26 protein-coding genes are annotated in these 22684 nt (G+C 67.1%); 19 read left to right on the top strand and 7 right to left on the bottom strand.

Features of this window, described 5'->3' with window-relative positions; genetic code table 11:
* Window positions 1-17 precede the first annotated feature (17 nt).
* From AC4D2O_RS13040 to AC4D2O_RS13005, 8 genes are all read left to right on the top strand, one after another.
* Complete coding sequence (locus tag AC4D2O_RS13040; RefSeq protein ID WP_490907774.1) at window positions 18-1061, top strand: N-acetylglucosamine kinase; 1044 nt, start codon at window positions 18-20, stop codon at window positions 1059-1061.
* Window positions 1062-1346: 285 nt separating this feature from the next.
* Window positions 1347-2465 (top strand): ABC transporter ATP-binding protein, encoded by a 1119-nt coding sequence (locus tag AC4D2O_RS13035; RefSeq protein ID WP_490907847.1) that lies wholly within the window; start codon window positions 1347-1349, stop codon window positions 2463-2465.
* 2 nt (window positions 2466-2467) lie between these two features.
* A complete protein-coding gene (locus AC4D2O_RS13030; RefSeq protein ID WP_490907846.1) occupies window positions 2468-3175 on the top strand; it encodes an ABC transporter permease in 708 nt (235 codons plus the stop codon).
* On the top strand, window positions 3175-3921 hold the full coding sequence (locus AC4D2O_RS13025) for an ABC transporter permease (protein ID WP_490907773.1): 747 nt from the start codon (window positions 3175-3177) through the stop codon (window positions 3919-3921). The genes AC4D2O_RS13030 and AC4D2O_RS13025 overlap by 1 nt, the downstream gene beginning before the upstream one ends.
* On the top strand, window positions 3918-4886 hold the full coding sequence (locus AC4D2O_RS13020) for an ABC transporter substrate-binding protein (protein ID WP_490907772.1): 969 nt from the start codon (window positions 3918-3920) through the stop codon (window positions 4884-4886). The genes AC4D2O_RS13025 and AC4D2O_RS13020 overlap by 4 nt, the downstream gene beginning before the upstream one ends.
* A 152-nt stretch (window positions 4887-5038) precedes the next feature.
* Window positions 5039-6256 carry a pyridoxal phosphate-dependent aminotransferase gene (locus AC4D2O_RS13015; RefSeq protein WP_490907771.1) on the top strand — a complete coding sequence of 406 codons (1218 nt, stop codon included), beginning with the start codon at window positions 5039-5041 and terminating at the stop codon, window positions 6254-6256.
* A 98-nt stretch (window positions 6257-6354) separates the two neighbouring features.
* Window positions 6355-7179: a PPK2 family polyphosphate kinase gene (locus tag AC4D2O_RS13010; protein WP_490907845.1), complete on the top strand. Its 825-nt coding sequence runs from the start codon at window positions 6355-6357 to the stop codon at window positions 7177-7179.
* A gap of 82 nt (window positions 7180-7261) precedes the next feature.
* On the top strand, window positions 7262-7633 hold the full coding sequence (locus AC4D2O_RS13005) for a glyoxalase superfamily protein (protein ID WP_490907770.1): 372 nt from the start codon (window positions 7262-7264) through the stop codon (window positions 7631-7633).
* A gap of 82 nt (window positions 7634-7715) precedes the next feature.
* Here AC4D2O_RS13005 and AC4D2O_RS13000 read toward each other — a convergent pair whose 3' ends face one another.
* Entirely contained in the window at window positions 7716-7952 is a 237-nt protein-coding gene (locus tag AC4D2O_RS13000) for an exodeoxyribonuclease VII small subunit (RefSeq protein ID WP_490907769.1), read from the bottom strand.
* Window positions 7949-9271, bottom strand: coding sequence for an exodeoxyribonuclease VII large subunit (gene xseA / locus AC4D2O_RS12995; protein ID WP_490907768.1), 1323 nt, complete (start codon window positions 9269-9271; stop codon window positions 7949-7951). Before xseA ends, AC4D2O_RS13000 begins: the two co-directional genes overlap by 4 nt.
* A gap of 198 nt (window positions 9272-9469) precedes the next feature.
* Here xseA and AC4D2O_RS12990 point away from each other — a divergent pair, with 198 nt between their 5' ends.
* Together AC4D2O_RS12990 and AC4D2O_RS12985 are read left to right on the top strand one after the other, a co-directional pair.
* The gene (locus AC4D2O_RS12990) at window positions 9470-10312 is read left to right on the top strand and encodes a hypothetical protein (protein WP_490907767.1); all 843 of its coding nucleotides are present in this window, start codon (window positions 9470-9472) and stop codon (window positions 10310-10312) included.
* Window positions 10313-10373: 61 nt separating this feature from the next.
* The gene (locus AC4D2O_RS12985; RefSeq protein WP_490907766.1) at window positions 10374-11471 is read left to right on the top strand and encodes a 4-hydroxy-3-methylbut-2-enyl diphosphate reductase; all 1098 of its coding nucleotides are present in this window, start codon (window positions 10374-10376) and stop codon (window positions 11469-11471) included.
* A 169-nt stretch (window positions 11472-11640) separates the two neighbouring features.
* Here AC4D2O_RS12985 and AC4D2O_RS12980 read toward each other — a convergent pair whose 3' ends face one another.
* The gene (locus AC4D2O_RS12980) at window positions 11641-12972 is read right to left on the bottom strand and encodes a DNA recombination protein RmuC (RefSeq protein WP_490907765.1); all 1332 of its coding nucleotides are present in this window, start codon (window positions 12970-12972) and stop codon (window positions 11641-11643) included.
* Window positions 12973-13056: 84 nt separating this feature from the next.
* Here AC4D2O_RS12980 and ychF point away from each other — a divergent pair, with 84 nt between their 5' ends.
* The 3 genes from ychF (at window position 13057) to AC4D2O_RS12965 (ending at window position 15333) form a co-directional block, all read left to right on the top strand.
* The gene (ychF, locus tag AC4D2O_RS12975) at window positions 13057-14142 is read left to right on the top strand and encodes a redox-regulated ATPase YchF (RefSeq protein ID WP_490907764.1); all 1086 of its coding nucleotides are present in this window, start codon (window positions 13057-13059) and stop codon (window positions 14140-14142) included.
* 202 nt (window positions 14143-14344) lie between these two features.
* Window positions 14345-14773 (top strand): antitoxin YezG family protein, encoded by a 429-nt coding sequence (locus tag AC4D2O_RS12970; protein ID WP_490907763.1) that lies wholly within the window; start codon window positions 14345-14347, stop codon window positions 14771-14773.
* Window positions 14770-15333, top strand: a complete 564-nt coding sequence (locus tag AC4D2O_RS12965; RefSeq protein WP_490907762.1) for an Imm61 family immunity protein — start codon at window positions 14770-14772, stop codon at window positions 15331-15333. Before AC4D2O_RS12970 ends, AC4D2O_RS12965 begins: the two co-directional genes overlap by 4 nt.
* Window positions 15334-15376: 43 nt before the next feature.
* Here the strand turns inward: AC4D2O_RS12965 and AC4D2O_RS12960 are convergent, their stop codons facing one another.
* Together AC4D2O_RS12960 and AC4D2O_RS12955 are read right to left on the bottom strand one after the other, a co-directional pair.
* Window positions 15377-16678, bottom strand: coding sequence for a Y-family DNA polymerase (locus AC4D2O_RS12960; RefSeq protein WP_490907761.1), 1302 nt, complete (start codon window positions 16676-16678; stop codon window positions 15377-15379).
* 31 nt (window positions 16679-16709) lie between these two features.
* Entirely contained in the window at window positions 16710-17102 is a 393-nt protein-coding gene (locus AC4D2O_RS12955) for a LexA family protein (protein ID WP_490907760.1), read from the bottom strand.
* A gap of 294 nt (window positions 17103-17396) precedes the next feature.
* Between AC4D2O_RS12955 and AC4D2O_RS12950 the strand changes: the two genes are divergently transcribed.
* Complete coding sequence (locus AC4D2O_RS12950; RefSeq protein WP_490907759.1) at window positions 17397-18050, top strand: hypothetical protein; 654 nt, start codon at window positions 17397-17399, stop codon at window positions 18048-18050.
* Here AC4D2O_RS12950 and AC4D2O_RS12945 read toward each other — a convergent pair.
* The gene (locus AC4D2O_RS12945; RefSeq protein ID WP_490907758.1) at window positions 18017-18199 is read right to left on the bottom strand and encodes a hypothetical protein; all 183 of its coding nucleotides are present in this window, start codon (window positions 18197-18199) and stop codon (window positions 18017-18019) included. The two genes, AC4D2O_RS12950 and AC4D2O_RS12945, sit on opposite strands and share 34 nt — an antisense overlap.
* Between AC4D2O_RS12945 and AC4D2O_RS12940 the strand changes: the two genes are divergently transcribed.
* The 3 genes from AC4D2O_RS12940 to AC4D2O_RS12930 all read left to right on the top strand — a co-directional run bounded on the left by AC4D2O_RS12940 (window position 18198) and on the right by AC4D2O_RS12930 (window position 20242).
* Window positions 18198-18719: a hypothetical protein gene (locus tag AC4D2O_RS12940; protein WP_490907757.1), complete on the top strand. Its 522-nt coding sequence runs from the start codon at window positions 18198-18200 to the stop codon at window positions 18717-18719. The genes AC4D2O_RS12945 and AC4D2O_RS12940 overlap by 2 nt on opposite strands.
* Before the next feature lie 66 nt (window positions 18720-18785).
* Complete coding sequence (locus tag AC4D2O_RS12935; protein ID WP_490907756.1) at window positions 18786-19316, top strand: hypothetical protein; 531 nt, start codon at window positions 18786-18788, stop codon at window positions 19314-19316.
* A 479-nt stretch (window positions 19317-19795) separates the two neighbouring features.
* The gene (locus AC4D2O_RS12930; RefSeq protein WP_490907755.1) at window positions 19796-20242 is read left to right on the top strand and encodes a hypothetical protein; all 447 of its coding nucleotides are present in this window, start codon (window positions 19796-19798) and stop codon (window positions 20240-20242) included.
* A gap of 147 nt (window positions 20243-20389) precedes the next feature.
* Here AC4D2O_RS12930 and AC4D2O_RS12925 read toward each other — a convergent pair whose 3' ends face one another.
* The gene (locus tag AC4D2O_RS12925) at window positions 20390-20542 is read right to left on the bottom strand and encodes a hypothetical protein (RefSeq protein WP_490907754.1); all 153 of its coding nucleotides are present in this window, start codon (window positions 20540-20542) and stop codon (window positions 20390-20392) included.
* 808 nt (window positions 20543-21350) lie between these two features.
* Between AC4D2O_RS12925 and AC4D2O_RS12920 the strand changes: the two genes are divergently transcribed.
* Together AC4D2O_RS12920 and AC4D2O_RS12915 are read left to right on the top strand one after the other, a co-directional pair.
* A complete protein-coding gene (locus tag AC4D2O_RS12920; protein WP_490907753.1) occupies window positions 21351-21707 on the top strand; it encodes a hypothetical protein in 357 nt (118 codons plus the stop codon).
* A 439-nt stretch (window positions 21708-22146) separates the two neighbouring features.
* Complete coding sequence (locus tag AC4D2O_RS12915) at window positions 22147-22428, top strand: pyrophosphorylase (RefSeq protein WP_490907752.1); 282 nt, start codon at window positions 22147-22149, stop codon at window positions 22426-22428.
* Window positions 22429-22684 lie beyond the last annotated feature (256 nt).

Below are 22684 nucleotides of genomic sequence, written 5' to 3'. Positions count from 1 at the left end.
GTTTGTACCCTGTAGGCATGTCGAACCGCCCGTCAAACAACCCGTCGAACAGCCCGTCGAACAGCCCGTCGTCCAGTCCGGCCGCGTCCGCAGCCCCCGATGTGCCCGGGACGTCCGCGACACGGGACGACGCCCGCGGGACCGAGAGACCGGCCGCAGGGCCGGCCGCAGGACTCGTCGTCGGCCTCGACATCGGCGGTTCGAAGACGCATGGCGCGCTCTGGCGGGACGGCACGCTCGTCGCGGAGGCCCGGGCCGGAAGCGCCAACGTCCAGAACGTCACGCCGGATGCGGCGGCACGCAATCTCCGCGAGCTCTTCGGCGAGCTCCTGGCCACCGCGCCCGCCGGGCCTGCCGGAGCCGTCAGGTGCGTCGTCGCGGGATCCGGCGGGGTCGACACCGGGGCGGATGCCGACCGGCTCCGCGCCCTGATCGCACCCCACGCGCCCGGAGCCGCGATCGACGTCGTCCACGACACACGCCTCATCCTCGCTGCCGGGGAAGCGCGCGCGGGCATCGCCGTCATCGTCGGGACCGGCTCGGTGGCCTGGGGTGTCACGGAGGACGGCCGCCAGGCGCGTTCGGGGGGCTGGGGCTACCTCCTCGGGGACGAGGGCAGCGGCTACTGGGTGGCCCGCGAGGCGGTCCGACGGGCCCTGCACCGGAACGACGTCGGGCTCCCGGCCGATACCCTCGACGCCGCCGTACTGGCGCTCAACGATGTCGCCACCCCCACGGAACTGATCGGGCTGTTCCACTCCGCGGCCGGTCGGACCTATTGGGCGGCGCAGTCCCGCGCCGTGTTCGACGCGGCACGGGGCGGCCACGCCGACGCCGCCGACATCCTCGACCGCGCCGCCGTGGCCCTGGCCCGCCTCGTGCTCGACGTCGCTTCCGTGATCGGCGTGCCCGGCCCCGTGGTCCTCGGTGGCGGGCTGGCGATGCACCAGCCCGACCTGCAGGTACGCCTCCGGACGCTGCTCGCGGCCGCGGGCATCACCCGTGTGGTGTTCCTCGAGGAGGACCCGGTCATGGGGGTCCGCTTCCTGCTGGGGCAGTAGGGCCGGGCCCGCCGGGCGCATCGGCCGCGCCGGCAGGCATCATCCGGTCCGTGGAGGGAACCGGCAACGACCCCGGACCCATATGCGGTCTTGCCTGCTCCAAACTGATGGTTAGACTCAGAACCTCCGACAGCTTGAACTGACCGCTGCGCCTCCGCCCAGCGACCCACAGACGGCAAGCCGGACCCGCATCCGTGCGGCCCGCGGGCGCAGCCCGGCCGAGAAGCTCCTGCCAGGAAAGGCACAGCTGCCATGACACCCCCCGAGCAGGCCTCCAGCCGCCCCATGATCGAGTTCCGCAACGTCACCAAGACCTACGACGGCGGACGCCCCGCCGTCGAGGACCTCTCGATGGAGATCGACCGCGGGCGGATCACCGTCTTCGTGGGCCCCTCAGGCTGCGGCAAGACCACCTCCCTGCGCATGATCAACCGCATGGTGGAACCGACCTCCGGGCAGATCCTCCTCGACGGACAGGACATCGGCCGGCAGAGGGCCGCGGAGCTGCGCCGCTCCATGGGGTACGTCATGCAGTCCTCAGGGCTCCTCCCGCACCGGACCGTCCTCGACAACATCGCGACCGTCCCCCGCCTCAACGGCGTCGGGAAGGCGGAGGCACGCCGGCGTGCGCGTGAACTGCTCGACGTCGTCGGGCTCGCCCCCGACCTCGGCCGCCGGTACCCCGCGCAGCTCTCGGGCGGCCAGCAGCAGCGCGTCGGCGTGGCGCGGGCCCTCGCGGCGGACCCGCCCGTGCTCCTCATGGACGAGCCGTTCAGTGCCGTGGACCCCGTGGTCCGCGCCGAACTGCAGGAGGAACTGCTGCGCCTGCAGCGCGATCTCGCGAAGACCATCGTCTTCGTCACGCACGACATCGACGAGGCGACCATCCTCGGGGACAAGGTGGCGGTGTTCGCCGTCGGGGGGCGCCTCGCGCAGTTCGCCGCGCCCGAGGAGATCCTCCGGGCACCCGTTGACGACTTCGTCGCCGGCTTCGTCGGACGTGACCGCGGTTTCCGGCACCTCTCCTTCCAGGAGGGCGACGGCGTCACCATCCACCCCGTCGAGACCATCGACGCGGAGCACCTCGCCGATCCGACCGTCCCCGTGCACTCGCCCTGGACCCTCCTCGTCGACGCCGACGGGCGCCCGCACGGCTGGATCCCGCAGGCCACGCGCGCGAGCATCACGCGGCAGGCGGATGCCGTACCCGGCGGGTCGCTGTACACGCGGGGCGACTCGCTGCGCCGCGCGCTCGACGCCGCACTGTCCTCGCCCTCGGGCCTCGGCGTGACGATCGACGACGACGGACGCGCCGTGGGTGTCGTCCGGGCCACCGAGGTCTTCGAGCTCATCGAAGCCGCGCGGCTCGACCGGGGCCGCGCCCAGCACGATACGGCGGTGTGACCGTGGACTGGTTCCTCTCCAACCTCGACTTCATCTGGCTGCACACGCGCCTCCACCTGTTCCAGGCGATCGTGCCGCTGGTCATCGGCGTCCTCGCCGCCGTCCCGATGGCCCAGCTCGCCCGGCTTAACCCGGTGGTCGGGTCGGTGCTGCTGACCGGCTCCTCGATCCTCTACACCATCCCGTCGCTGGCCATGTTCGTGTTCCTCCCCGTGATCCTCGGGACCAAGGTGATCGATCCCGTCAACGTGATCGTCGCGCTGTCCGTCTACGCGTTCTCCCTGCTCGTCCGGTCCACGCTCGACGCCCTCGACTCGATCGACGACGGCGTCCGCCAGGCGGCGATCGCCATGGGGTACATGCCCGTGCGCCGGTTCCTGACGGTGGACCTCCCGCTGGCGCTGCCCGTGCTGTTCGCGGGCCTGCGCGTCGTCTCGGTCACCAACATCTCGCTCGTCAGCGTCGGCGCCCTCATCGGGGTACCGAGCCTCGGGACCCTGTTCACCGACGGCCTGTTCCGCTCCTTCCCGACGGAGATCGCCGTCGGGATCGCCATCATCCTCCTGCTGGCCCTCGTCCTCGACCTGGTCCTCGTGCTCACAGAGCGGCTGCTCACCCCGTGGGCGCGGAGCGCACGCGCCGGCAGGTCCCGCGGGTCGGGGGCGGCCGCAGAGGCGGTCGCGCCCGAGGCGAAGGTGGCGGGTGCCTGATGGACTACTCGAGCACCAATCTCTTCGTGCAGATGTGGGAGTGGCTCACCGCGCCCGCGAACTGGGAGGGCGACCGCGGGATCCCCACGCGCATCGTCGAGCACCTCGGCTTCACCGGGCTGACCCTGCTGATAGCTCTCGCCATCGCCGTGCCGGTCGGCCTGTACGTCGGCCATACGGGCCGCGGCCGCGTCGTCATCGTCTCCGGCGTCGGCATCCTCCGCGCCCTGCCGACACTCGGCATGGTGTTCCTGTTCACGCTGCTCGCCGGGCTCGGGCTGATGCCCCCCATCTGGGCGCTCGTGCTGCTGGCCGTCCCACCCCTGCTGAGCGGGATCTACGCGGGCATCGCGTCGGTGGACCGCACCGTGGTGGACGCCGCGCGGAGCATGGGCATGGGCGAACTGCAGATCCTTCTCCGGGTCGAGGTGCCCAACGGCCTGCAGGTGATCCTCGGAGGGGTCCGGGCCGCGGTCCTGCAGGTCATCGCGACCGCGGCCGTCGTGGCCTTCATCAACCTCGGTGGGCTCGGGGTGTACCTCGTCGAGGGCACCCAGCTCGCCGACTACGGGCGCCTCTTCGGCGGCGCCGTCGTCATCACCGTCCTCGCGATCGCCGTCGATCTGCTCCTGGGCATGGTGCAGCGACTCGCCGTTCCACCGGGCCTCCGGGCAACCGGCTCACAGAAAACCAGAGATTCCGGCCGGCAGAAGGCCGTCGCCGGAGCACAAGGAGGAACACCATGAAGAACCTGTCAGCCCGAAGCGCCACCCGGCGCGCCTTGATGGGACTGGCCGGCGGCCTGACGGCCACGCTGGCGTTGACCGCATGCGGTGCCGACAGCGACCCCCAGGGCGCCACGGAGAGCACCGCGAGCGCCGCCGGCGGGTCCGTCGTCGTCGGTTCTGCTGACTTCCCCGAGAGCCAGATCATCGCCGAGATCTACGCCGGAGCGCTCACCGCGGCCGGCGTCGAGGCGACGACGAAGCCCAACATCGGGTCGCGCGAGATCTACTACTCCGCCCTCGAGGACGGATCGATCGACATCCTGCCCGAGTACGGCGGGAACCTGCTGCTGTTCGCCGATCCCGAGGCGACGGCGGCGTCCGCCCAGGACATCCTGGCGGCCCTGCCGGACGCGCTCGCCGCGAAGTCGCCCGACGTGAAGCTCGGCGTACTCGAGCCCTCCAAGGCCGAGGACAAGGACGCACTGGTCGTCACGGCGGCGACGGCCGAGAAGTACGACCTCGAGTCCCTCGCCGACCTCGCGAAGGTCTGCGGTGAGATCACCATCGGCGCCCCGAGCACCTTCCAGGAGCGCGCATACGGCCTGCCCGGCCTGAAGGACAAGTACGGCTGCGAGCCCGGCGGCTTCGAGGCGATCAACGACGGCGGCGGGGACATCACCCTGCAGGCGCTGCTGAACGACGACGTGCAGGCGGCCGACATCTACACGACCACGCCGTCGATCGAGGACAACGACCTCGTGGTCCTCGAGGACCCGGAGGACAACTTCATCGCCCAGCAGGTGCTCCCGCTCATCAACACGGACACCGTCAGCGCGGAGGCGCAGGAGGTCCTGAACGAGGTCTCGGGACAGCTGACCACCGAGGACCTGCTCTCGCTGAACCGCGAGGTCAGCGGTTCCGAGAAGCGCAACCCGGCGGATGCGGCGGCCGACTGGCTCGCGGCGAAGGGCCTCGCGGGCTGATCCCGGTTCCCGGGTCCACCCCTCAGGGGCCCGGCACGCGGCGTCATCCCGCCGCGTGCCGGGNCCCCCCCCCCCCCCTCCCCCCCCCCCCCCCCCCCCCCCCCCCCCCCCCGGGCCCCTGCTGCGGCACCCCGATATGGCATTCTGATCCAATGGCCACCTACGCGCAGTCGGATAAGCTCCGGAACGTCCTCTACGACATCAGGGGGCCTCTGCTCGAGCACGCCATGACCATGGAGGCCCAGGGCCACCGGATCCTCAAGCTCAACATCGGCAATCCCGCACCCTTCGGCTTCGAGGCACCCGACGCGATCCTCGTGGACATGATCCGCAACCTGCCCAGGTCGCAGGGCTACAGCGACTCGCGGGGCATCTTCTCGGCGCGCACCGCCGTCGTGCAGTACTACCAGAGCCGCGGCATCACCTCGATCGACGTCGACGACGTCTACCTCGGCAACGGCGTGAGCGAGCTCATCACGCTCTCGATGCAGGCCCTGCTCAACAACGGCGACGAGATCCTCATCCCCACGCCCGACTACCCGCTCTGGACCGCGTCCGTGGCGCTCGCCGGCGGTACCCCCGTGCACTATCTGTGCGACGAGGACGACCACTGGTGGCCGGACCTCGAGGACATGGCCTCGAAGATCACCCCGAACACCCGGGGGATCGTCCTCATCAACCCGAACAACCCCACGGGATCGGTGTACCCGCGCCCCGTCCTCGAGGCGATCGTGCGGCTGGCCCGCGAGCACGGGCTCATCATCTTCGCGGACGAGATCTACGAGAAGATCCTGTACGACGACGCCGTGCACATCAATGCGGCCTCGGTCACGGGCGAGGACGTCCTCTGCCTCACCTTCAGCGGGTTGTCGAAGGCGTACCGCATCGCAGGTTTCCGCAGCGGCTGGATGGCCATCTCCGGGCCGAAGCGCGACGCCGCGAACTACATCGAGGGCATCAACCTCCTGGCGAACATGCGCCTGTGCGCCAACGTCCCCGCGCAGCACGCCATCCAGACGGCCCTCGGCGGTTACCAGAGCATCAACGACCTGATCCTGCCCGGCGGGCGCCTGCGCCAGCAGCGGGACAAGGCCGCCCAGATGCTCAACGCCATCGAGGGCGTGAGCTGCGAGGTCGCGCAGGGCGCCCTGTACCTCTTCCCGAAGCTCGACCCGGACGTCTACCCCATCAAGGACGACGAGAAGTTCGCCCTGGACCTCCTGAAGCAGCAGAAGATCCTGATCTCCCACGGCAGCGCCTTCAACTGGGTGCACACTGACCACTTCCGGATGGTCACCCTGCCGAGCGTGGAGGTCATCGAGGACGCCGTCGGGCGGCTCGCCGACTTCCTGTCCACCTACAAGCCCTGAGCAGTCCCGCCGCCCCACCCGCAGGAGCACCCATGGCACCGACCACCGGCAGCATCTCCGGCAGCATCTCCGGCAGCATCACCGGCAGCAGCACCGGCATGCGTCGTCTGCTCCTGGCGGGGCCGGACTTCTCCCTCGCGTCCGTGGACCCGCAGTCCACCCCCGGGTTCGACGGCGGCAAGGTGCAGGGCAAGGCGGCGCTCGCCGCCGGTGCGGAGGCGCTGTCCTCCCTGCAGGAGAAGCTGTTCGCCGAGAGCCGCGCGGGGAGCGAGATCGCCGTGCTGCTCGTCCTGCAGGGGATGGACACCTCGGGCAAGGGCGGGATCGTCCGCCACGTCATGGGGCTGGTGGATCCCCAGGGCGTGCAGCACCACGCGTTCAAGGCGCCCACCGACGAGGAGCGTCAGCACGACTTCCTCTGGCGCATCCGCCGTCAGCTGCCCGGGGCCGGGCTCATCGGGGTGTTCGACCGGTCCCACTACGAGGACGTCCTGATCCACCGCGTGCGCGGCCTGTCACCCGCCGCCGACGTCGAGCAGCGGTACGGGACCATCCAGCGGTTCGAGGACGAGGTCGTCGCTTCCGGGACCCGCGTGCTCAAGGTCATGCTCCACATCGGCAAGGACGAGCAGAAGATCCGGCTCACCGAACGCCTCGACCGCAAGGACAAGCACTGGAAGTACGACCCCGGCGACGTCGACGAGCGGGCCTACTGGAACCAGTACCAGGAGGCCCACCAGGCGGCCGTCGAACGGACGAGCACGCCGGACGCCCCCTGGTACGTGGTGCCCGCGAACCGCAAGTGGTACGCGAGGCTCGCCGTCCAGCACCTGCTCACGGCCACGCTGGAGGACATGCAGTTGAGCTGGCCGCGGGCCACGTTCGACGTCGAGGCAGAGAAGCGGCGGCTCGCCGCCACCTGACGCGCTGCCGCCACCGATGCGGACAGGATCCGACCGCGTGGCTTCCTAGTCTTGAGGTCCAACCACCACAACGGAGGCCCTCATGGACTGGAAGATCGAACTCATCGGCGTACCCGTCAGCGACGTGGACCGTTCCATCGCGTTCTACCGCGACCAGGCGGGGTTCGTGCTCGACCACGACCACCGCGTGAGCGAGGGCGTCCGGTTCGTGCAGTTCACGCCGCCCGGATCCGCCTGCTCCATCGCGTTCGGCGAGGGCATCAGCGACATGGCACCGGGCTCGCTGCGCGGCATCCAGGTGGTCGTGGCGGACGCGGCGCAGGCGCGGGCCGAACTCGTCGGACGCGGGATGGAGGCCACGGAGGTCGACGAACAGCCGTGGGGAAAATTCGTCTACTTCGCGGACCCGGACGGCAACGCGTGGGCGCTGCAGGAGCTGCCCCACTGGAGGTGACCTCGTGCGGGGCTACGGCTCGCCCGGTCCCTCCGGGCAGGCCGGGCGGGGCGGGGGCTGGAGAACGCCCCGCTCCGGTTCGCTACTGGCCCTCGGCCTTGTCCCGCGCCGCCGCAAGCCTGGCTTTCGCGCCCTCGAGCCACGCCTCGCAGCGGTCCGCCAGTGCCTCGCCGCGCTCCCAGAGTGCGAGCGATTCCTCGAGGCTCACACCTCCGGCCTCGAGCCGTGACACGACGGCGACGAGTTCCTCCCGGGCCCGCTCGTAGGACAGCGCCTCGATATCGGAGTGCTGTGCTGCCTCGGTGGTCTTGTCCGTCATTCCGGCTTCTTCCTGTTCTCGCGGCCCGCGGCCGTGCCTGGTTCTGTCTGGACGATGGCCGCGAACTGCCCTCCGGCGACCCGGATCCTCAGGGCGTCCCCGGAGCCGACGTCGTCGGGCTCCCGGACCACGTGCCCGTCGGGTCGCTGGACGACGGCGTAGCCACGGTCGAGGGTCTTCTGCGGGGAAAGCGACCGCACGCGCTCCCGCAGGTGGTGGACCGCGTCGGCGTCGCGCTCCACCAGGGCGGAGGTCGAACGCAGTGCACGGGAGCGGAGGCGTTCGACGTCCGCCTCGCGCACATCGATCATCCCCTCCGGCTTCGCGAGGGACGGACGGGAACGCAGGTTGGCGAGGCTCTCGCTCTCGCGGTGCACGAGGACCCGGATGGACCGCTCGAGCGCGGCGCGCGCCTGCCGGATCCGCCCGAGCTCCTCCGTGACGTCCGGCACGACGCGCTTCGCCGCGTCCGTGGGCGTCGACGCCCGGAGATCCGCCACCTCGTCGAGCAGGGGACGGTCCGCCTCGTGCCCGATGGCGCTGACCACGGGCGTGGTGGCTCTTCCGACGGCCCGTACGAGCGACTCGTCGCTGAACGGCAGGAGGTCCTCCAGGGCGCCGCCTCCGCGCGCGATGATGATGACGTCGACCTGTGGGTGGGCGTCGAGTTCGGCGAGGGCCGCGGAGACCTGGGCGACGCTGCTCACGCCCTGGACGGCCACCTCGCGCACCTCGAACTCGACGGCGGGCCAGCGCAGCGCCGCGTTCCGCATCACGTCCTTCATGGCGTCGGAGTCCCGGCCGGTGATGAGCCCGATCCGGTGGGGGAGGAGCGGCAGCGGCTTCTTGCGTGACGCCGCGAAGAGTCCCTCGGCTGCCAGCGCCTGCCGTAGGCGTTCGATCCGCGCGAGGAGGTCCCCGATGCCCACGGGCCGGATGTCGATGGTCTGCATCGACAGTCGTCCCGTCTTGACCCAGAAATCCGGCTTGAGGCGGGCGACGACGCGCGACCCGCGGTCCAGGGGGCCGGACACCCGCTCCATCACCGAGCCGTAGACCGACAGGGAGAGCGAGACCTCCGAGTCGACGTCACGCAGGGTGATGTAGCACATGCTCGCGCGCCGGTTCAGCTCGATGACCTGCCCCTCGACCCACGCGGCGGGGGCACGCTCGATGTGCGCCTTGAGCTTCTCGGACAGCAGGTGCAGCGGCCACGGCGCATCGGGGGAGGTCTCCGCCGCGGTCGCGGGGATGGTCGTTGCACTCCGGGCGGGGCCGGTGGCTCCCGCGGCCTGCGTCCGCGTTCCCTCGCTCGTCATGGGTGTCCTGTCCTCGGGGAGCTCCGTGCTCCCGTTCCTGCTCCTCGAAAGTGCACTGTCCATCTCTACCATCCCCGACCCACACCGCGTCCCGATGGGCCGCTATGTGCGGCGGGGAAGGGCCCTGGCTGCGGGGCACTGTGTCCGAGAACGACCGAACCGGCATAATCGTGCACTCGACCACCACCTAAGGATTCCATGCGGACCCTCGTCTCTGCCGTCCTGGCCCTACTCGCGCTCGTCGTCGCCGCCGGAGGCCTGGCGTCCGCCTGGATCGACGAGAACCTCGTCGAGGAATCCGGCTTCGTGGCACTCGCCGCCCCCCTGGGGAGCGACCCCGACTTCCAGGCGGCGCTCGCGGAGTCGCTCGCCCAGGAGGTCACGGCGACCAGCAGGCTGCCCGAGCAGCTGCAGTCCTTCGTCGAACCGGTCGTCCTCGACGCCGCGGGTGCCGTCACCGGATCGGCGGGCTATCCGGCGGCCTGGACGGAGACACTGCGCCTGTCCCACGCCTTCACCTTCACCGAGGCGCCCGGTCCAGGGGAGACTGCGCCGGCGGTGCTGACCCTCGACCTCCGGCCGGTGGCGGAGCTCCTTGCCGAGGACGTCGGAGGTCGGCTGGGCCTGGATGTGCCTGTGCCGGACGACACGACGATCGACGTCGGGTCCCTCGAGCGCGGCGGGATGCTGAGCGCAGTCGCCGACGCCGTCCAGGGATGGCGGCTGTACCTCGCGGGTGCGGCGGTCCTGGGGCTGCTGGCCGTCGTCGTCGCACGACGGCGCGGCACCACCCTCGCGCTCCTCGGGATCGGCCTCGTCGGGATCGGCGCGCTCGGGTTGCTGGCGGGGGACTGGGTACCAGGAGTGGCGGCCAGGGTGCCCGGGACCACCGCGATAGCGGACGTCTTCATCGGGGGCCTTGCCGGGCGGGCCGGAGCGGACATCGCGGGGTCGAGCATGCCCGTGATCGTCGCGGGCGTGATCGCACTCGTCCTCGGCATCGTCGGCCAACTCCTCCTCGGGCGGCGCCGTAGGGCTTAGCTCACAGCGGAGCGGCACCCGAACAGCCGGAGGCGCGAGGGCGAGCCGGTAGAATCGGATCATGACCAGTACCACCGTTCAGGTCCCCATGCCCACCATCCCGCGCAGGCGTCGCTCGCCCGAGGACGTGCTCGCCGCCGCGCCGGTGGCCGGGGCGAGGAAGGTACTGCTCGCGGCCCCGCGCGGCTACTGCGCCGGCGTGGACCGTGCGGTCATCGCCGTCGAGAAGGCGCTCGAGCACTACGGCCCGCCCGTGTACGTGCGCAAGCAGATCGTGCACAACCTGCACGTCGTGTCGACGCTCGAGGCGAAGGGCGCCGTCTTCGTCGACGAGACCGACGAGGTGCCCGAGGGGGCGCTCGTCGTCTTCTCCGCCCACGGTGTGTCGCCCGCCGTCGTGCAGTCCGCCGAGGACCGGGGCCTGCGCACCATCGACGCCACCTGCCCCCTCGTCACGAAGGTGCACAAGGAGGCCCAGCGCTTCGCCCGGGACGACTTCGACATCCTCCTGATCGGCCACGAGGGCCACGAGGAGGTGGAGGGCACCGCCGGGGAGGCTCCCGACCACATCCAGATCGTCAACGGTCCCGAGGACGTCGACAAGGTGCAGGTGCGTGACCCCGAGAGGCTCATCTGGCTCTCCCAGACCACCCTCAGCGTCGACGAGACGATGCTGACCGTGAACCTGCTCAAGGAACGCTTCCCCACGCTGCAGGACCCACCCAGCGACGACATCTGCTATGCCACGTCCAACCGGCAGGCGGCGATCAAGAAGATCGCACCCGGGTCCGACCTCGTCATCGTGGTGGGCTCCGCCAACTCCTCGAACTCGGTCCGCCTGGTGGAGGTCGCGCTCGAGTACGGCGCGAAGGCCGCGCACCGCGTGGACTTCGCCAACGAGGTGGACGAGTCCTGGTTCGAGGGCGTCGCCACTGTCGGCATCTCCTCCGGTGCCTCCGTCCCGGAGAACCTCGTCCAGGACGTGCTCCGGCTCCTCGCCGACTACGGGTACGGCCAGGTGGAGGAAGTGGTGACGGCGCAGGAGGACATCATCTTCTCCCTGCCCAAGGAGATCCGTGCCGCTCTGAAGGCCATGGGCGACTCCACCCCCTCTGTCGGCGGTCGGGGCCAGCGGCAGGACCGCTCGAATCTCAACTGACCGTTCGGATTGATGCGACGCGGTTCGACGCGGCGGCAGCGCGCTCACAGACCCCGCAACGACGGCGGCCCCTCCCTCAGAGGGGCCGCCGTCGTCGTCCCGGGCAGCGATTCCTGACCATAGGACGGGCCGCCGACCTCTCCAGTCGTCAGCGGGCCGAGTCCTCCAGTCAGCCGGCCGACTCCTCGAGGAGTTCATGGGCGGTCAGGGAACGGGGCGTGGCGTCGATGGTCGCCGCCGCCCGGTCGGACGATCCGGCGCTGCCTGCGCGCTGCGCGCGGGCCGTGCCGAGAAGGCTCACGTCGGCGCCTCCTGCGGCCTCGGAACTCCCGGCAGCGCCGTCCACGGCGGCCTCGACGGCGTCGAGGGACGCCGAGTCGAACGCGCCGATGCGGCGGGCCGTGGGGAGCACCCTCGTTTCGAGGGCTCCGACGAACGAGTTGTAGCGCTCCACAGACGTCTTCAGGGACGTCCCGAGGCGGGTCACATGGCCGCCCATGGTGCCGAGGCGCTCGTACAGCTGCTTGGACAGGTCGAACAGCTCGCGGGCGTTGTCGGTGAGGACGGCCTGCCGCCAGCTGAACGCGGCGCCCTTGAGGATGCCGAGGAGCGACACCGGGGAGGCGAGGGCGACATTGCGCGAGAAGGCGTAGTCGAGCAGTTCGGGGTCGGCCCGCAACGCCTCGGAGAGCACGGATTCGACCGGGATGAAGCAGATGACGAGTTCGGGGGAGTTGGTGGCGCCCTCCCAGTACTTCTTCCGGGCGAGGGCGTCCACGTGCGCCCGGAGCGCCTTCGAGTGCTGCTTCAGCAGGTCGCCGCGGCGCGCGCCGGCATCGGCGTCACCGCGCTCGTCCGATGCACCTCCCAGTTCCTGCGCCGCGAGGAAGGCGCTCAGCGGCACCTTGGCGTCGATCACGAGCTGCTTGTCCCCGGGAAGCTGAACCACCATGTCGGGCCGCGCCCGCTCCCCGTCGCCCCCCGTGAAGGACACCTGCTCGAGGAAGTCGACGCGCGACAGCATGCCTGCCGCCTCCACCACGCGCCGCAGCTGCACCTCACCCCACTGGCCGCGCGCACTGTTGCTGCGGAGGGCTCCGGCCAGGGAGGAGGTGGTCGACAGCAGCAGGGCATCCGCCTCGCGCGACTCCTCGAGCTGCCGCGCGAGCTGCCCGTACTGCTCCACCCGGTCGCGCTCGAGCAGGCCCACCTGCCGCTGGACCTGCGTCAGCTTCTCCGCCACCGGCGCCAGCGCCCGCAGGACGTCGTTGTCCGTGGACGTCTTGCCGGTCAGCTCGCGGTTGTGCTGCTGCAGGAGATCGCGCTGCGCAGCGGCGGCCGCGAGCTCCGTCGTCGTGCTCCCGAGGCGGGCCGTGGCGTCGTCGAGCTCGCTGCGCAGCTCGTCGTCGCGCAGCCGCACGGCGCGGTACACCAGGAACGCACCGAGGGCGCAGCCGATGAGGAAGGCGAGGAGGACGAGGAGGGCTGCGGTTGTACTCATGCCCACACTGTCGCAGGAACCTCCGACAATCAGGCGCGCCGACACCGCCGGGCCGTGTGCCGACGCCCGGTAGACTTGTCTCCCGTGGCTCTTACTATCGGCATCGTCGGACTGCCCAACGTCGGCAAATCAACACTCTTCAACGCGCTGACGCGCAACAACGTCCTGGCGGCGAACTACCCGTTCGCGACCATCGAGCCGAACGTCGGAGTGGTCAGCCTGCCCGACCCCCGCCTCGCGAGCCTCGCCGAGGTCTTCGGGTCGAAGCAGGTCCTGCCGGCGACCGTCTCCTTCGTGGACATCGCAGGCATCGTCAAGGGCGCGTCGGAGGGGGAGGGCCTCGGCAACCAGTTCCTCGCCAACATCCGCGAGGCCGAGGCGATCGCCCAGGTCATCCGTGTGTTCGACGACCCCGACGTCATCCACGTCGACGGCAAGGTGGACCCGCGCTCCGACATGGAGACCATCAACACCGAACTGATCCTCGCCGACCTGCAGACGCTCGAGAAGGCCATCCCGCGCGTCGAGAAGGAAGTGAAGATCAAGAAGCGCGAGGCCGCGCAGCTCACCGCCATGCAGGCCGCGCAGTCCGTCCTCGAACGCGGCGACACCATCTTCTCGTCGGTCGCCAGCGACAAGCTCGAGATGGATCACCTCCGCGAGCTCAGCCTGCTCACCGCCAAGCCGTTCATCTACGTGTTCAACGTCGACGACGCCGTCCTCGGCAGTCCCGAGCGCCAGGAGGAGCTGCGCCAGCTCGTGGCCCCGGCAGACGCCATCTTCCTCGACGCCAAGCTCGAAGCCGACCTCGTGGAGCTCGACGAGGCCGAGGCCCGCGAGATGCTCGAGATGAACGGCCAGGAGGAGTCCGGCCTCGACCAGCTGGCGCGCGTCGGCTTCCACACCCTCGGCCTGCAGACCTACCTCACGGCAGGTCCCAAGGAGACCCGTGCCTGGACGATCAAGAAGGGTGCGACGGCGCCCGAGGCCGCCGGCGTCATCCACTCGGACTTCCAGCGCGGCTTCATCAAGGCCGAGGTGGTCTCGTTCGACGACCTCATCGACGCAGGTTCGATGAGCGAGGCGAAGTCCCGCGGCAAGGTCCGCATCGAGGGCAAGGAATATGTCATGTCCGACGGCGACGTGGTCGAATTTCGATTTAATGTTTAATTCAGGCTGATACTCTCCGTTTTTAGAGGACCCCGCGAAGTAGTAATTCATATGCTCTCAAGAATTGTGCTGGTTGCCTGAGTTGCAGAGTAAGTGACCTGAAGCTCAAGAGTGCTCCGCCTGGGGAAAAGTGACGCAGCCTTGGGAGAGATTCAGAAATAGAGTGGTTGCATGATCTCGACCATGTCATTCCGAGGGATGGGTGCAGTCTGTGCAGGGTAAGCAACGCGAACTCGAAGTGGCATTGGCCCGGGCGGTCGACAGTGACATTCCGGGTGGCTGGGACCAGGTGCGCTTTGAGGCGACGCTCCTGGGCAATGTCACCTCATGCCTGAGTTACGTCTCCCGGTCCGAGAACGAAGAGCGTTCCAGCCCACCTTTCACGGTGGCTGATATCCTCGATGACCTGAAGGACGCCCTCGCCCGGCCGGGGCAGGGCACCTGGATCTCGTTGACACTGGTTTTCAATCCCGAGGGCGGGCTGGCCATCCGCTATAACTATGACCAGGAAGTGAAGTTCGGCCTCGGAGTGACGATGAACGACTTCGTTCTCGAACTCGAACTGTTTCCTCGGGACGATGCATCGGTACCGGCGTGGTGGCAAGAAGGAATTGCGCGGGGTGACGAGTGATCTCCCTTGAGGAATCACTGGATCCCGAGCTGCTGGCGGTTGTGGTCATGTGGTTCGGGGGCGTCCATCCCCTGTGGCGGGATGGCGAGTGGCTCTGCTACGACGCCGAGACGGACGGCATCGTGATCAGTGGTGAGCCGGGCGCGGTGGAAGTGTTCTTCAATATTTATCAGGACAACCGTGATGGTGGTCCCGATGTGATCTGTACGGATCTGGAAGATGCCCTGCGGTACGCGCTGTTTCACTCGGGAGTAAAGCTACGTGAGCGGTACCGGTACGGGCGATTGCTGGTTCCCTTTTCGCCGTCGCTGGCGCGTTCGGGGTTCGTAATCACCCCTGGTGAGGGGCTTGGTGCGACCCTCACGGTGGAGGACGCTGAGGGTCTCCCGACGGATCGGCGACTGGAGTTCAGTTCCGCCGGGCAGGCGACGGAGGCGACGTTCTACCTCAACGCGAGCTTCCTGGATCTTCAATACTCGATCCGTGCACCCAGTGGGGAGCCTCTGTTCGAGGATGTCCGGCAGGTCCAGGCGACCAGCGTCGAGCGTGTCCGGCCCTGATCCGGTTCTTGTCTTCAGTCCGTGGTGCTGAGGACTGGCCTTTTCACGCTTTGACGATCGGAAGATCTGCCCATTTGGTCGTGTAGTGGGGCGAGAGCATGTCGCGTTTCATCGTCCAGTCCGAGCCTGCCTTGAGACCCGCATGGCCCAGACCGATAGAGGAGCGCCCAAATTTTTGGCTGATCTCGTGGAGGAGCGGGCCAGTGTCCTTGGTGCTGATTCTCTCGCCCTCTGGGTCTGTGTCACTGCCAAGATTCAGCTCGAAGTTCAGGGGCGTGTCCTGGGTCCCAATGGGCTGGAGGTCGGTGATGATGACACCGGCGCGGATGTAGGAGACTCCTTCTTCGATCAGTGGCAGGAGTCGGTGCGCGGCCCGGGTGAGTTCGAGCGGGTTCGAGGTGTGCGCCGGGAGCGGGATACAGATGCTGGGCGAGCTCCTGGTGCCGGTGCTGAAGGGTGAGGTGCCGGCAAACGCGGTGAGTACCCGTCCCTGCAGATCTTTGCGCGCCAGGCGCGACGCAGCGCCCTGGGCGTAGACGCTCAACGCCTGCTGCATGGCATCCAAAGTGCTGACCGGATTCGCGAAGGACCGGGAGAACATGACCTGCTCGTTGCCGGTGGACTCGCTGGAAGTAATGCACGGCGTGCCCTGCAGCTCCAGAACCGTGCGCATGAGAACGACTGAGAATTTCTTCCGGATCAGTACTGGATTGGCCTCAGTCAGGTCCCACGCCGAGTCGATGCCCAGGGCATTGAGGCGAGCAGCGTTCCTGGCGCCGATGCCCCACACATCGGTGACTTTCAACCTGCGCAGGAGGGCGTGCCGCTGGCCCTCGGGGACGAGGTCCCAGTGGCAGACGCCGTCGAAGGCGGCATTGCCTTTCGCCCACCGGTTGGCGAGTTTCGCCAGGGTCTTCGTCGGTGCGATGCCCACGCACACGGGGAGTCCGGTATTGCGCCGCACGGTGGTCCTGATGGCCGTGCCCGTGGCGTGCTGTTCCGGGTGCGTTCCACCGAGGGTGAGGAACGCTTCGTCGATGCTGTAGATCTCGAGGTCGGTGGTGTGCCGGCCGAGGACCTCCATCACGCGGGCACTCATGTCCCCGTACAGCTCGTAGTTACTGGACCTGACCTGCAATCCCCATCTTTTGCCCTGCTCGGCGATCTGGAACCACGGCGCACCCATCGGGATGCCCAGACCCTTCGCCTCGGCGCTGCGGGTGATCACGCACCCGTCGTTGTTGGACAACACGACCAGCGGTTTTCCCTCGAGCGACGGGTCGAAGGCTCGCTCGGAGGAGACGTAGAAGTTATTGACGTCGACCAGGGCGGCACTCGAGCTCATGGGCGCGGAAGCCCGGATTTGTGACTCCGGCTCAGACATGGTGCAGGCACCTGGTCGCTACGCCCCAGATGACCAGGCTTTCAGGATCCGGTACCGGGATGACCGGGTAGGCGTCACTGGCCGCGATGAGCGTGACTGTGCTCGAGGCACTTGAGCCAGGGCTGCCTTCACGGCCTGTGCTGGTGACTCGTAACCGCCGGATGATGAGTTCGCCGTCGAGGACAGCAATGACCACGGATCCGTCCTTGGGCTGTAGGGCTCGGTCGACGATCAGCTCGTCGCCATCGGAGATGCCTGCACGATCCATCGCGTGCCCGGACACCCGCACGATGTAGGTGCTGGTGATGTCCTTGATGAGATGCCTGTTCAGGTCGATCCGGTCCTCGAACCAGTCCTGGGCGGGAGAAGCGAAACCCGACGGCATCAACTCTGTACGAGCAGCAGCCGGAGCCGGCCGGCCTAGTGCTGTGCCTGAGGCACCGAACTCGTCCATGTGTCCGCGCCCCTTCCTGCTCTGCCCGGGCTTACCAAGGCGTCTGGTGTTCTCTGGAGGCCGATCCCAGCCCAATCACCTGATCGTAGACGGCAGCGCTGACACGCCGAGGAGAAGGCGTGCCCGTACCTAGCGAGCGGTCATGATGGGGATCGGTATCGTGAACGGACGACGACATGGTCGAATTCCGACGCTGAAGTCAACCGAACCCGGTCAGGAGCAGCCGTGTACCCGAAGAGCTTCCCCCGGACGCTGGGGAAGGGCACCACGTTGGTGGTTGTCCTTCTGCTTGCGCTCACGGGATGTGGGGAGAGCTCTCAGGAGCGTGAGGAACGGCAGCGCGATGAAGCCGCTTTCGCTGTGGCTCAACAAGAATTTGAGGGTGTCCTTCCGCTGCTGCAGGACCCTGACCAGCAGCCGGGTCAGGCTCTCGACCAGAGCGTCGATCAGGACGCCACGTCATCTGATGCTCTGACGATGGAGTTCGGCGCCTTTCGTGAGCACACCTGTATCGGAACGAAGACGGACACCCCTCTCGAGACGGAAACGTTCTGGGGCGCCAAAATGTATGGGGACCCTTCCACCGATGCCGAAGCTCTCGCCATGGTCGCGCAGAAGGTGGACATTCTTGAGGCGGCGGGGTGGACCATCGACGAGGATGCGACCGAGCCACCACCTGTCGATGACGAGCCCTTCCGCCCTCGACGCTATGTTCACGCATCGAAGAGCGGTCTCGGGATCACCATCGAATACATCGGGTTGTCGGAGGATTCAGTGACCGTGTGGGCAAGATCGGCCTGCGTCGAGCATGGAGAGGACCACGAAATGCTCAGGTCCAGCTTCGACTACGACTTCGAGAAGCTCGGACCGATCCAGTAGCGATCAGCCTGGGCTTGCTCGAGGGTCAGATACCACCGGGTCTCGTGCGGTGGCAGCAGCCCGTACTGCTCCCTCAGGAACGCCTGCATCCTCTTGGCATCGACGCTGAACTCCCGTGACAGATCCGCCGGCGTTGTTGTGTCGTTCATGGAGCGCAGCGTAGCCCAGGCAGGCTCACCCTCAGGCCCGGTGCGCGTGGTCGGGGCAGTAGAAACGCCCCACGTCGACGGTGATGGTTCGGTACAGCGAGCCGTCCGGCAAGGGCAGCAGGTAGCGGCACGGGAAAAGGCGCGGGCGAAAGCTCAGGATCTGACCGAGCTGCACGAGCGGTTGATCGACCTGGCAGCGGAGTTCTTCGAGCAGGAGCAGCAGGCAGAGCAGATCCGCGCCGAGGCGCGGGAGCGGGCCGATGCGATCCTGGCGAAAGCCGAGCAGGACGCCGAGGCGGCCGCGAAGGAAGCCGGCGCGAAGGTGCAGCAAATGCTCGACATTGGAGAGAGCCGCGCCGCGGTCGCCGCCCGGCTCGGGCTCAGTACCGCCGAGATGAAGCGGGCCCTAGACGGTGCCAGCGCCAGCTCGCCGGCCGAAGAATCGCGGACCGAGCCGGCGCTGGCGTCGACAGCGGACGACGTCGCGGAGCAGCTTGCCGCCGAGACGAAGGCGGCATAGCCCGCGGGTGGTCAGCGTCGTGGATGCTGGCCATGGGTTGCACCTGCTTGCTCGTAGGGTGAGGGTATGATCCTGTACCCCCACATCCCGCGTTACCGCACTCCCTTCATGCCACCGATGCATGCTGACGGTACCCGCGCATCGGGTCAGTACGTGGTTTTCGAGGGCAGCCTGTTCACCGTGCAGCCTTTGAGCACCGATGGTGTCGCGTGGCTGGAGGTGTTCGCGCAGCAACACCCTGGACAGGGATGGATAGCCCGCACACAAGGAGAGGAACCCGCGGGTTGGGGTTACTACCTCAAGGGTGTCCCGTCTGAGGACCTAATCCAAGGATCGGTAAACATCAGCACCTACGGGATGTGGAACGGGTTGCGCATGTACATCTCCGGGTTCGACGCCGACGGGAACGTCAGACTCCTTGGCCCGGAACCTGGAACCCTCTATGACCGGGACCTCAACGGCGAGGAGCCTGGGGTGATCAGCGTAGGGGCGAATGGCTACTGGGACCTCGACGTGACCGTTACACGGGAAGTTGTCACCGACATCGCCTACACCTACAGCGACCTCGATCGTCTACGCCGATGGGGCCGATGGTGATGGCGTGAGCCCTTACTGCCGTCACCGCTAGGCACCCTCGACCGACCGACCGGCCGGCCCTCGTCGAGGAGCTTCGTGGTGGTGCGGCAGATGCAGCACTGTGCCAGGGCCGGAGGCGTCATCTGTAATCCTTCACATCTCAGCCTGTTTAAGCAGCGCTCCCGCAGCTACAACTGTCGCTGAAGGCCTTGGTCGGCCTGCGTGAGAGCATTCGAAACGTGTGCCTGTTCATCACCGGACGCGGCGACGAGATCCAGGCGCCACCAGACCGACCCAGGCCACCGACGGATTGAGGACTGACCATGTTTGAAACAGCAGCATCACGGGTCTTCGTAGGAGGCCGAGTTCCTGCGGTGATCCTCGCAACGGCCGTCACCATCTTACTCGCAGGATGCGCACTGGGTCCCGGGTCTACGGCTTCACCGACAGGGTTTAGCGAAACAACCACGGCTGAGACACCGACGACCGAAGGAACGACCATGCCCAGTACGGAACCAGGGGAAGCTTCCGAGAGAACATCGGACGAGATCGTCACCGAGTCGCTTGCCATCGTCCGAGACCTGATGACGCACAGCGGCGGGGAGTACACCTATTTCGACATGTCACCCTTCGATCCGGCAGACACCGCCGGCTATAACTTCGAACCATGCGACGGAGACGGGAACTTCCTGGCCCTGGATGTCGCCGGCCCCGCTTCCGACGATGTCGACGCTACTCAAGAGCAGGTAGTGGACGCATACCGGGCACGCGGGTGGGAGGTCACACTCAGAATCGACAACAAAGCTGCCGAAGGGCGTGACCTGGCTCTGACAATGGTCGACTCGACGGGAAAGCAGTTTGGCTACAACCAGAGTTTGAAGGCAACCACAATTCTTCTGCAGTCGGAGTGTTCGACGCATCCCTCGCTCAACGAGCCGAGCACCTGACCTGCAGGCACGTGCATCCATCGGGGGAGGATGGAACGATGACCAACGCACCCGACGAGGACCAGCCAGATGTGGCCGGAACCAAGCCTCTGCGGATCCCCGCCGTCGCTCAGGTACGACGCCTAGCCCAGCGCCGGCTGGTTGAGCTCAGGCCCGGCGCGCGTCCTCCGGGCAGTAGAAACGGCCGACGTCGACGGTGATCGTCCTGTACAGCCAGCCCTCGGGCAAAGGCCGGCCCTCGTCGAGAAGCTTCGTCGTTGTCCTGCAGATGCAGCATTGCGCCAGGGCAAGACCCGTCATGGTGTAGCTCCTCGTCCTTTTGCCTGTCTGGGAAGCGCTCCCACAGGGTACAACTGTGGTTGAGAGTCCTGGCCGCCTGCGTGTTTCCCCCATTCACGCAGCCCGCCGGGGCTCTCTTCTATCGTTCCCCGAAAGCTTCCGGTGGCGGAAGTGTCCTTTTGTCGCCGTAGAGCTCCTCGAGCTCGCGCTGTTTGTAGGTCCGGATGAGGTCCTGCCCTGAGTACGACCACGAAGCCTAGACCGATGCCCTCGGTCGACCCGCACTAGTCCTTCACGCAGGACGGAAGCCCCAAGCACTAGCTGCCTATTACAGAGATCTCCTCATTGATGCCAGACAGCTCATCAAATCCAACAACGCCCCTGACCTGCCAGCGTTCGAGAATAGTGAGTCTGTCGCTCTCCCGACTTATCTCCCGCGCAATCTCGAGAGGCACTTCACCCCAGATGAATACATCACCAGCGTGATCGAATCCCATGACGCTGACGAGGCTCCCTCGCTACAGCGCTGTAGTTGAGATCCTCACGTAGCGGTCGATGTCTGATGCCGCCACATCACGGCGGAAGGTCATCGCTGTGGAATACCGTCTCCGCTGCGGTTCGATCGGTTCCCAACCGGGCGACGGCGGCTGCTGAGTTGATGCCCACAGTGTGAAACCGAACACGGACCTTGTCGCCGGATATAGCTTGCCGTTCCATTCCGCCCAATGGTCTGTACCGCGAAGACCCGTCGGATGATCGAGAAATCGGGTCGCAGAAGACACAGCCGGCTCGCCCTTCAGTTCTTCAGAGTTTCTTCGAGTACTCATGCATGAAGCTTAGACACGCTAACGGGCTACTGGGGCTTGTGCAGCGGACACAGCGTGATCTGCTCGTCGCTGATGTAGCCCCAGCCCTTCGCCTTCGCGGGTATCAGGGTTCAGGGACGGACGAGGACTGCAATCCCGCTGCCGAGGAGACTGAAGGCGCGCCCACCTCGGTCGAAGTGGAGGATCAACGCAGCGACTACAACCACGCGCAGGCTTCGCGAGATGGCGGACCTTCTCGACAACATCGCGTCAACTCCATATCCGGAGACGTCGCCTTCGACTTCGACCTCGGACTGAGCGGCGCCCTACGTCGTTTCAAACTAGGTATCGCCAAATTCGTGCAGCAGACGCTGGTCTGACTGCAGCCGCCCATTGACGAGTCGATAAGATCGGCTAGCGCGAGGGGGGCCGCTCACGCCACCTCGTCCATAGGTTATTCGGCTACGGAACGTGGTCGAATTTAGATTTAATGTGTAAATTCCGTGGTTGATCTGCAGGTTCGATTTATCGGTCGGAGGGCCTGTTGATCCTCATCCATAGAATTAAGTGAGGCTTTTCTTTCCTCCCGGATGCGCGTCGTTCCGCTACTCTGCGTACGGGGTGTTTCTGCTGAGTTGAGAGCGTTCGGTTCTACACGTGGCAATCTGTCAGGAGGACGAGGATTCGTGGACCTGCCGCGTGGTCGTTCTTGCCGGTCTAGATTCACCGGGTTGGTGTTGGTAGGGTCATCAGCGTCCGCTCGCCGGTGTTTCTCTCATCCGGCATTGAAGCGGTGGTCTTTTGGGGAGGATGTTTTTCATGTCGCGTGTGCTGTCGACCGAGCAGGCGAAGGCTGCTATCGGTCAGGTCCAGTCGATCATCAATGGTGGGTTCACGGATCAGATCTCGGCGCTGGATGCGCAGGGCAAGATCCTGTCGGACCCGAATGTCTGGGACGGACCGCTGGCCACGCAGTTCCGCGGGTCCACCTGGCCGGACACGAAGGCCGCTTTGGACAAGGCCCGCCAGGAGCTCGAGGAGCTGCGCACGCAGCTGCAGAAGATCTCCCAGGACATCTTCTCCGCCGGCGGCGGCGCCTGAGCAGGAGCCTTTCGCGGTGACGTCCCGCTGACCGCGCCACGTGGTGGAGTGGCGCGGTCAGCGGGATCGTCACGGAAACAGAGGTTCCCCCGGTACTGGCTTTCCCGGACCGGGTCTTCGCTCAGCGGGTCTTTTTGCGTTGTTCTGCCGTGGGCGGGGGTGTCCTCCGCCGGTCGTGGTTCGTGCAGGTCTCTTTTCTTATAGGTTTCTTCCTGTTGTAGGTCTCTTTTCTTCGTGCTTTTCCCGAACGGGTCTT

The organism is Arthrobacter sp. TJ-238, assembly GCF_058269215.1.
Note: the sequence above shows the minus strand (reverse complement) of the source record. Positions and strands in the feature narration are given on the sequence as shown.

Bases quoted from the DNA above. Each gene is read 5' to 3' on its own strand.
- xseA (WP_490907768.1), bottom strand. From the start codon at position 9,271: ATGACGAGCGAGGGAACGCGGACGCAGGCCGCGGGAGCCACCGGCCCC.
- AC4D2O_RS12930 (WP_490907755.1), top strand. From the start codon at position 19,796: ATGCCCAGTACGGAACCAGGGGAAGCTTCCGAGAGAACATCGGACGAG.
- AC4D2O_RS12915 (WP_490907752.1), top strand. From the start codon at position 22,147: ATGTCGCGTGTGCTGTCGACCGAGCAGGCGAAGGCTGCTATCGGTCAG.
- AC4D2O_RS12945 (WP_490907758.1), bottom strand. From the start codon at position 18,199: ATGAACGACACAACAACGCCGGCGGATCTGTCACGGGAGTTCAGCGTC.
- AC4D2O_RS12940 (WP_490907757.1), top strand. From the start codon at position 18,198: ATGGAGCGCAGCGTAGCCCAGGCAGGCTCACCCTCAGGCCCGGTGCGC.
- AC4D2O_RS13025 (WP_490907773.1), top strand. From the start codon at position 3,175: ATGGACTACTCGAGCACCAATCTCTTCGTGCAGATGTGGGAGTGGCTC.
- AC4D2O_RS12920 (WP_490907753.1), top strand. From the start codon at position 21,351: ATGAAGCTTAGACACGCTAACGGGCTACTGGGGCTTGTGCAGCGGACA.
- AC4D2O_RS12990 (WP_490907767.1), top strand. From the start codon at position 9,470: ATGCGGACCCTCGTCTCTGCCGTCCTGGCCCTACTCGCGCTCGTCGTC.
- AC4D2O_RS12955 (WP_490907760.1), bottom strand. From the start codon at position 17,102: ATGCCGTCGGGTTTCGCTTCTCCCGCCCAGGACTGGTTCGAGGACCGG.
- AC4D2O_RS13010 (WP_490907845.1), top strand. From the start codon at position 6,355: ATGCGTCGTCTGCTCCTGGCGGGGCCGGACTTCTCCCTCGCGTCCGTG.
- AC4D2O_RS12935 (WP_490907756.1), top strand. From the start codon at position 18,786: ATGATCCTGTACCCCCACATCCCGCGTTACCGCACTCCCTTCATGCCA.
- AC4D2O_RS12985 (WP_490907766.1), top strand. From the start codon at position 10,374: ATGACCAGTACCACCGTTCAGGTCCCCATGCCCACCATCCCGCGCAGG.
- AC4D2O_RS12960 (WP_490907761.1), bottom strand. From the start codon at position 16,678: ATGAGCTCGAGTGCCGCCCTGGTCGACGTCAATAACTTCTACGTCTCC.
- AC4D2O_RS13020 (WP_490907772.1), top strand. From the start codon at position 3,918: ATGAAGAACCTGTCAGCCCGAAGCGCCACCCGGCGCGCCTTGATGGGA.
- AC4D2O_RS13040 (WP_490907774.1), top strand. From the start codon at position 18: ATGTCGAACCGCCCGTCAAACAACCCGTCGAACAGCCCGTCGAACAGC.
- AC4D2O_RS13015 (WP_490907771.1), top strand. From the start codon at position 5,039: ATGGCCACCTACGCGCAGTCGGATAAGCTCCGGAACGTCCTCTACGAC.
- AC4D2O_RS12925 (WP_490907754.1), bottom strand. From the start codon at position 20,542: ATGACGGGTCTTGCCCTGGCGCAATGCTGCATCTGCAGGACAACGACG.
- AC4D2O_RS13000 (WP_490907769.1), bottom strand. From the start codon at position 7,952: ATGACGGACAAGACCACCGAGGCAGCACAGCACTCCGATATCGAGGCG.
- AC4D2O_RS12980 (WP_490907765.1), bottom strand. From the start codon at position 12,972: ATGAGTACAACCGCAGCCCTCCTCGTCCTCCTCGCCTTCCTCATCGGC.
- AC4D2O_RS13005 (WP_490907770.1), top strand. From the start codon at position 7,262: ATGGACTGGAAGATCGAACTCATCGGCGTACCCGTCAGCGACGTGGAC.
- AC4D2O_RS13035 (WP_490907847.1), top strand. From the start codon at position 1,347: ATGATCGAGTTCCGCAACGTCACCAAGACCTACGACGGCGGACGCCCC.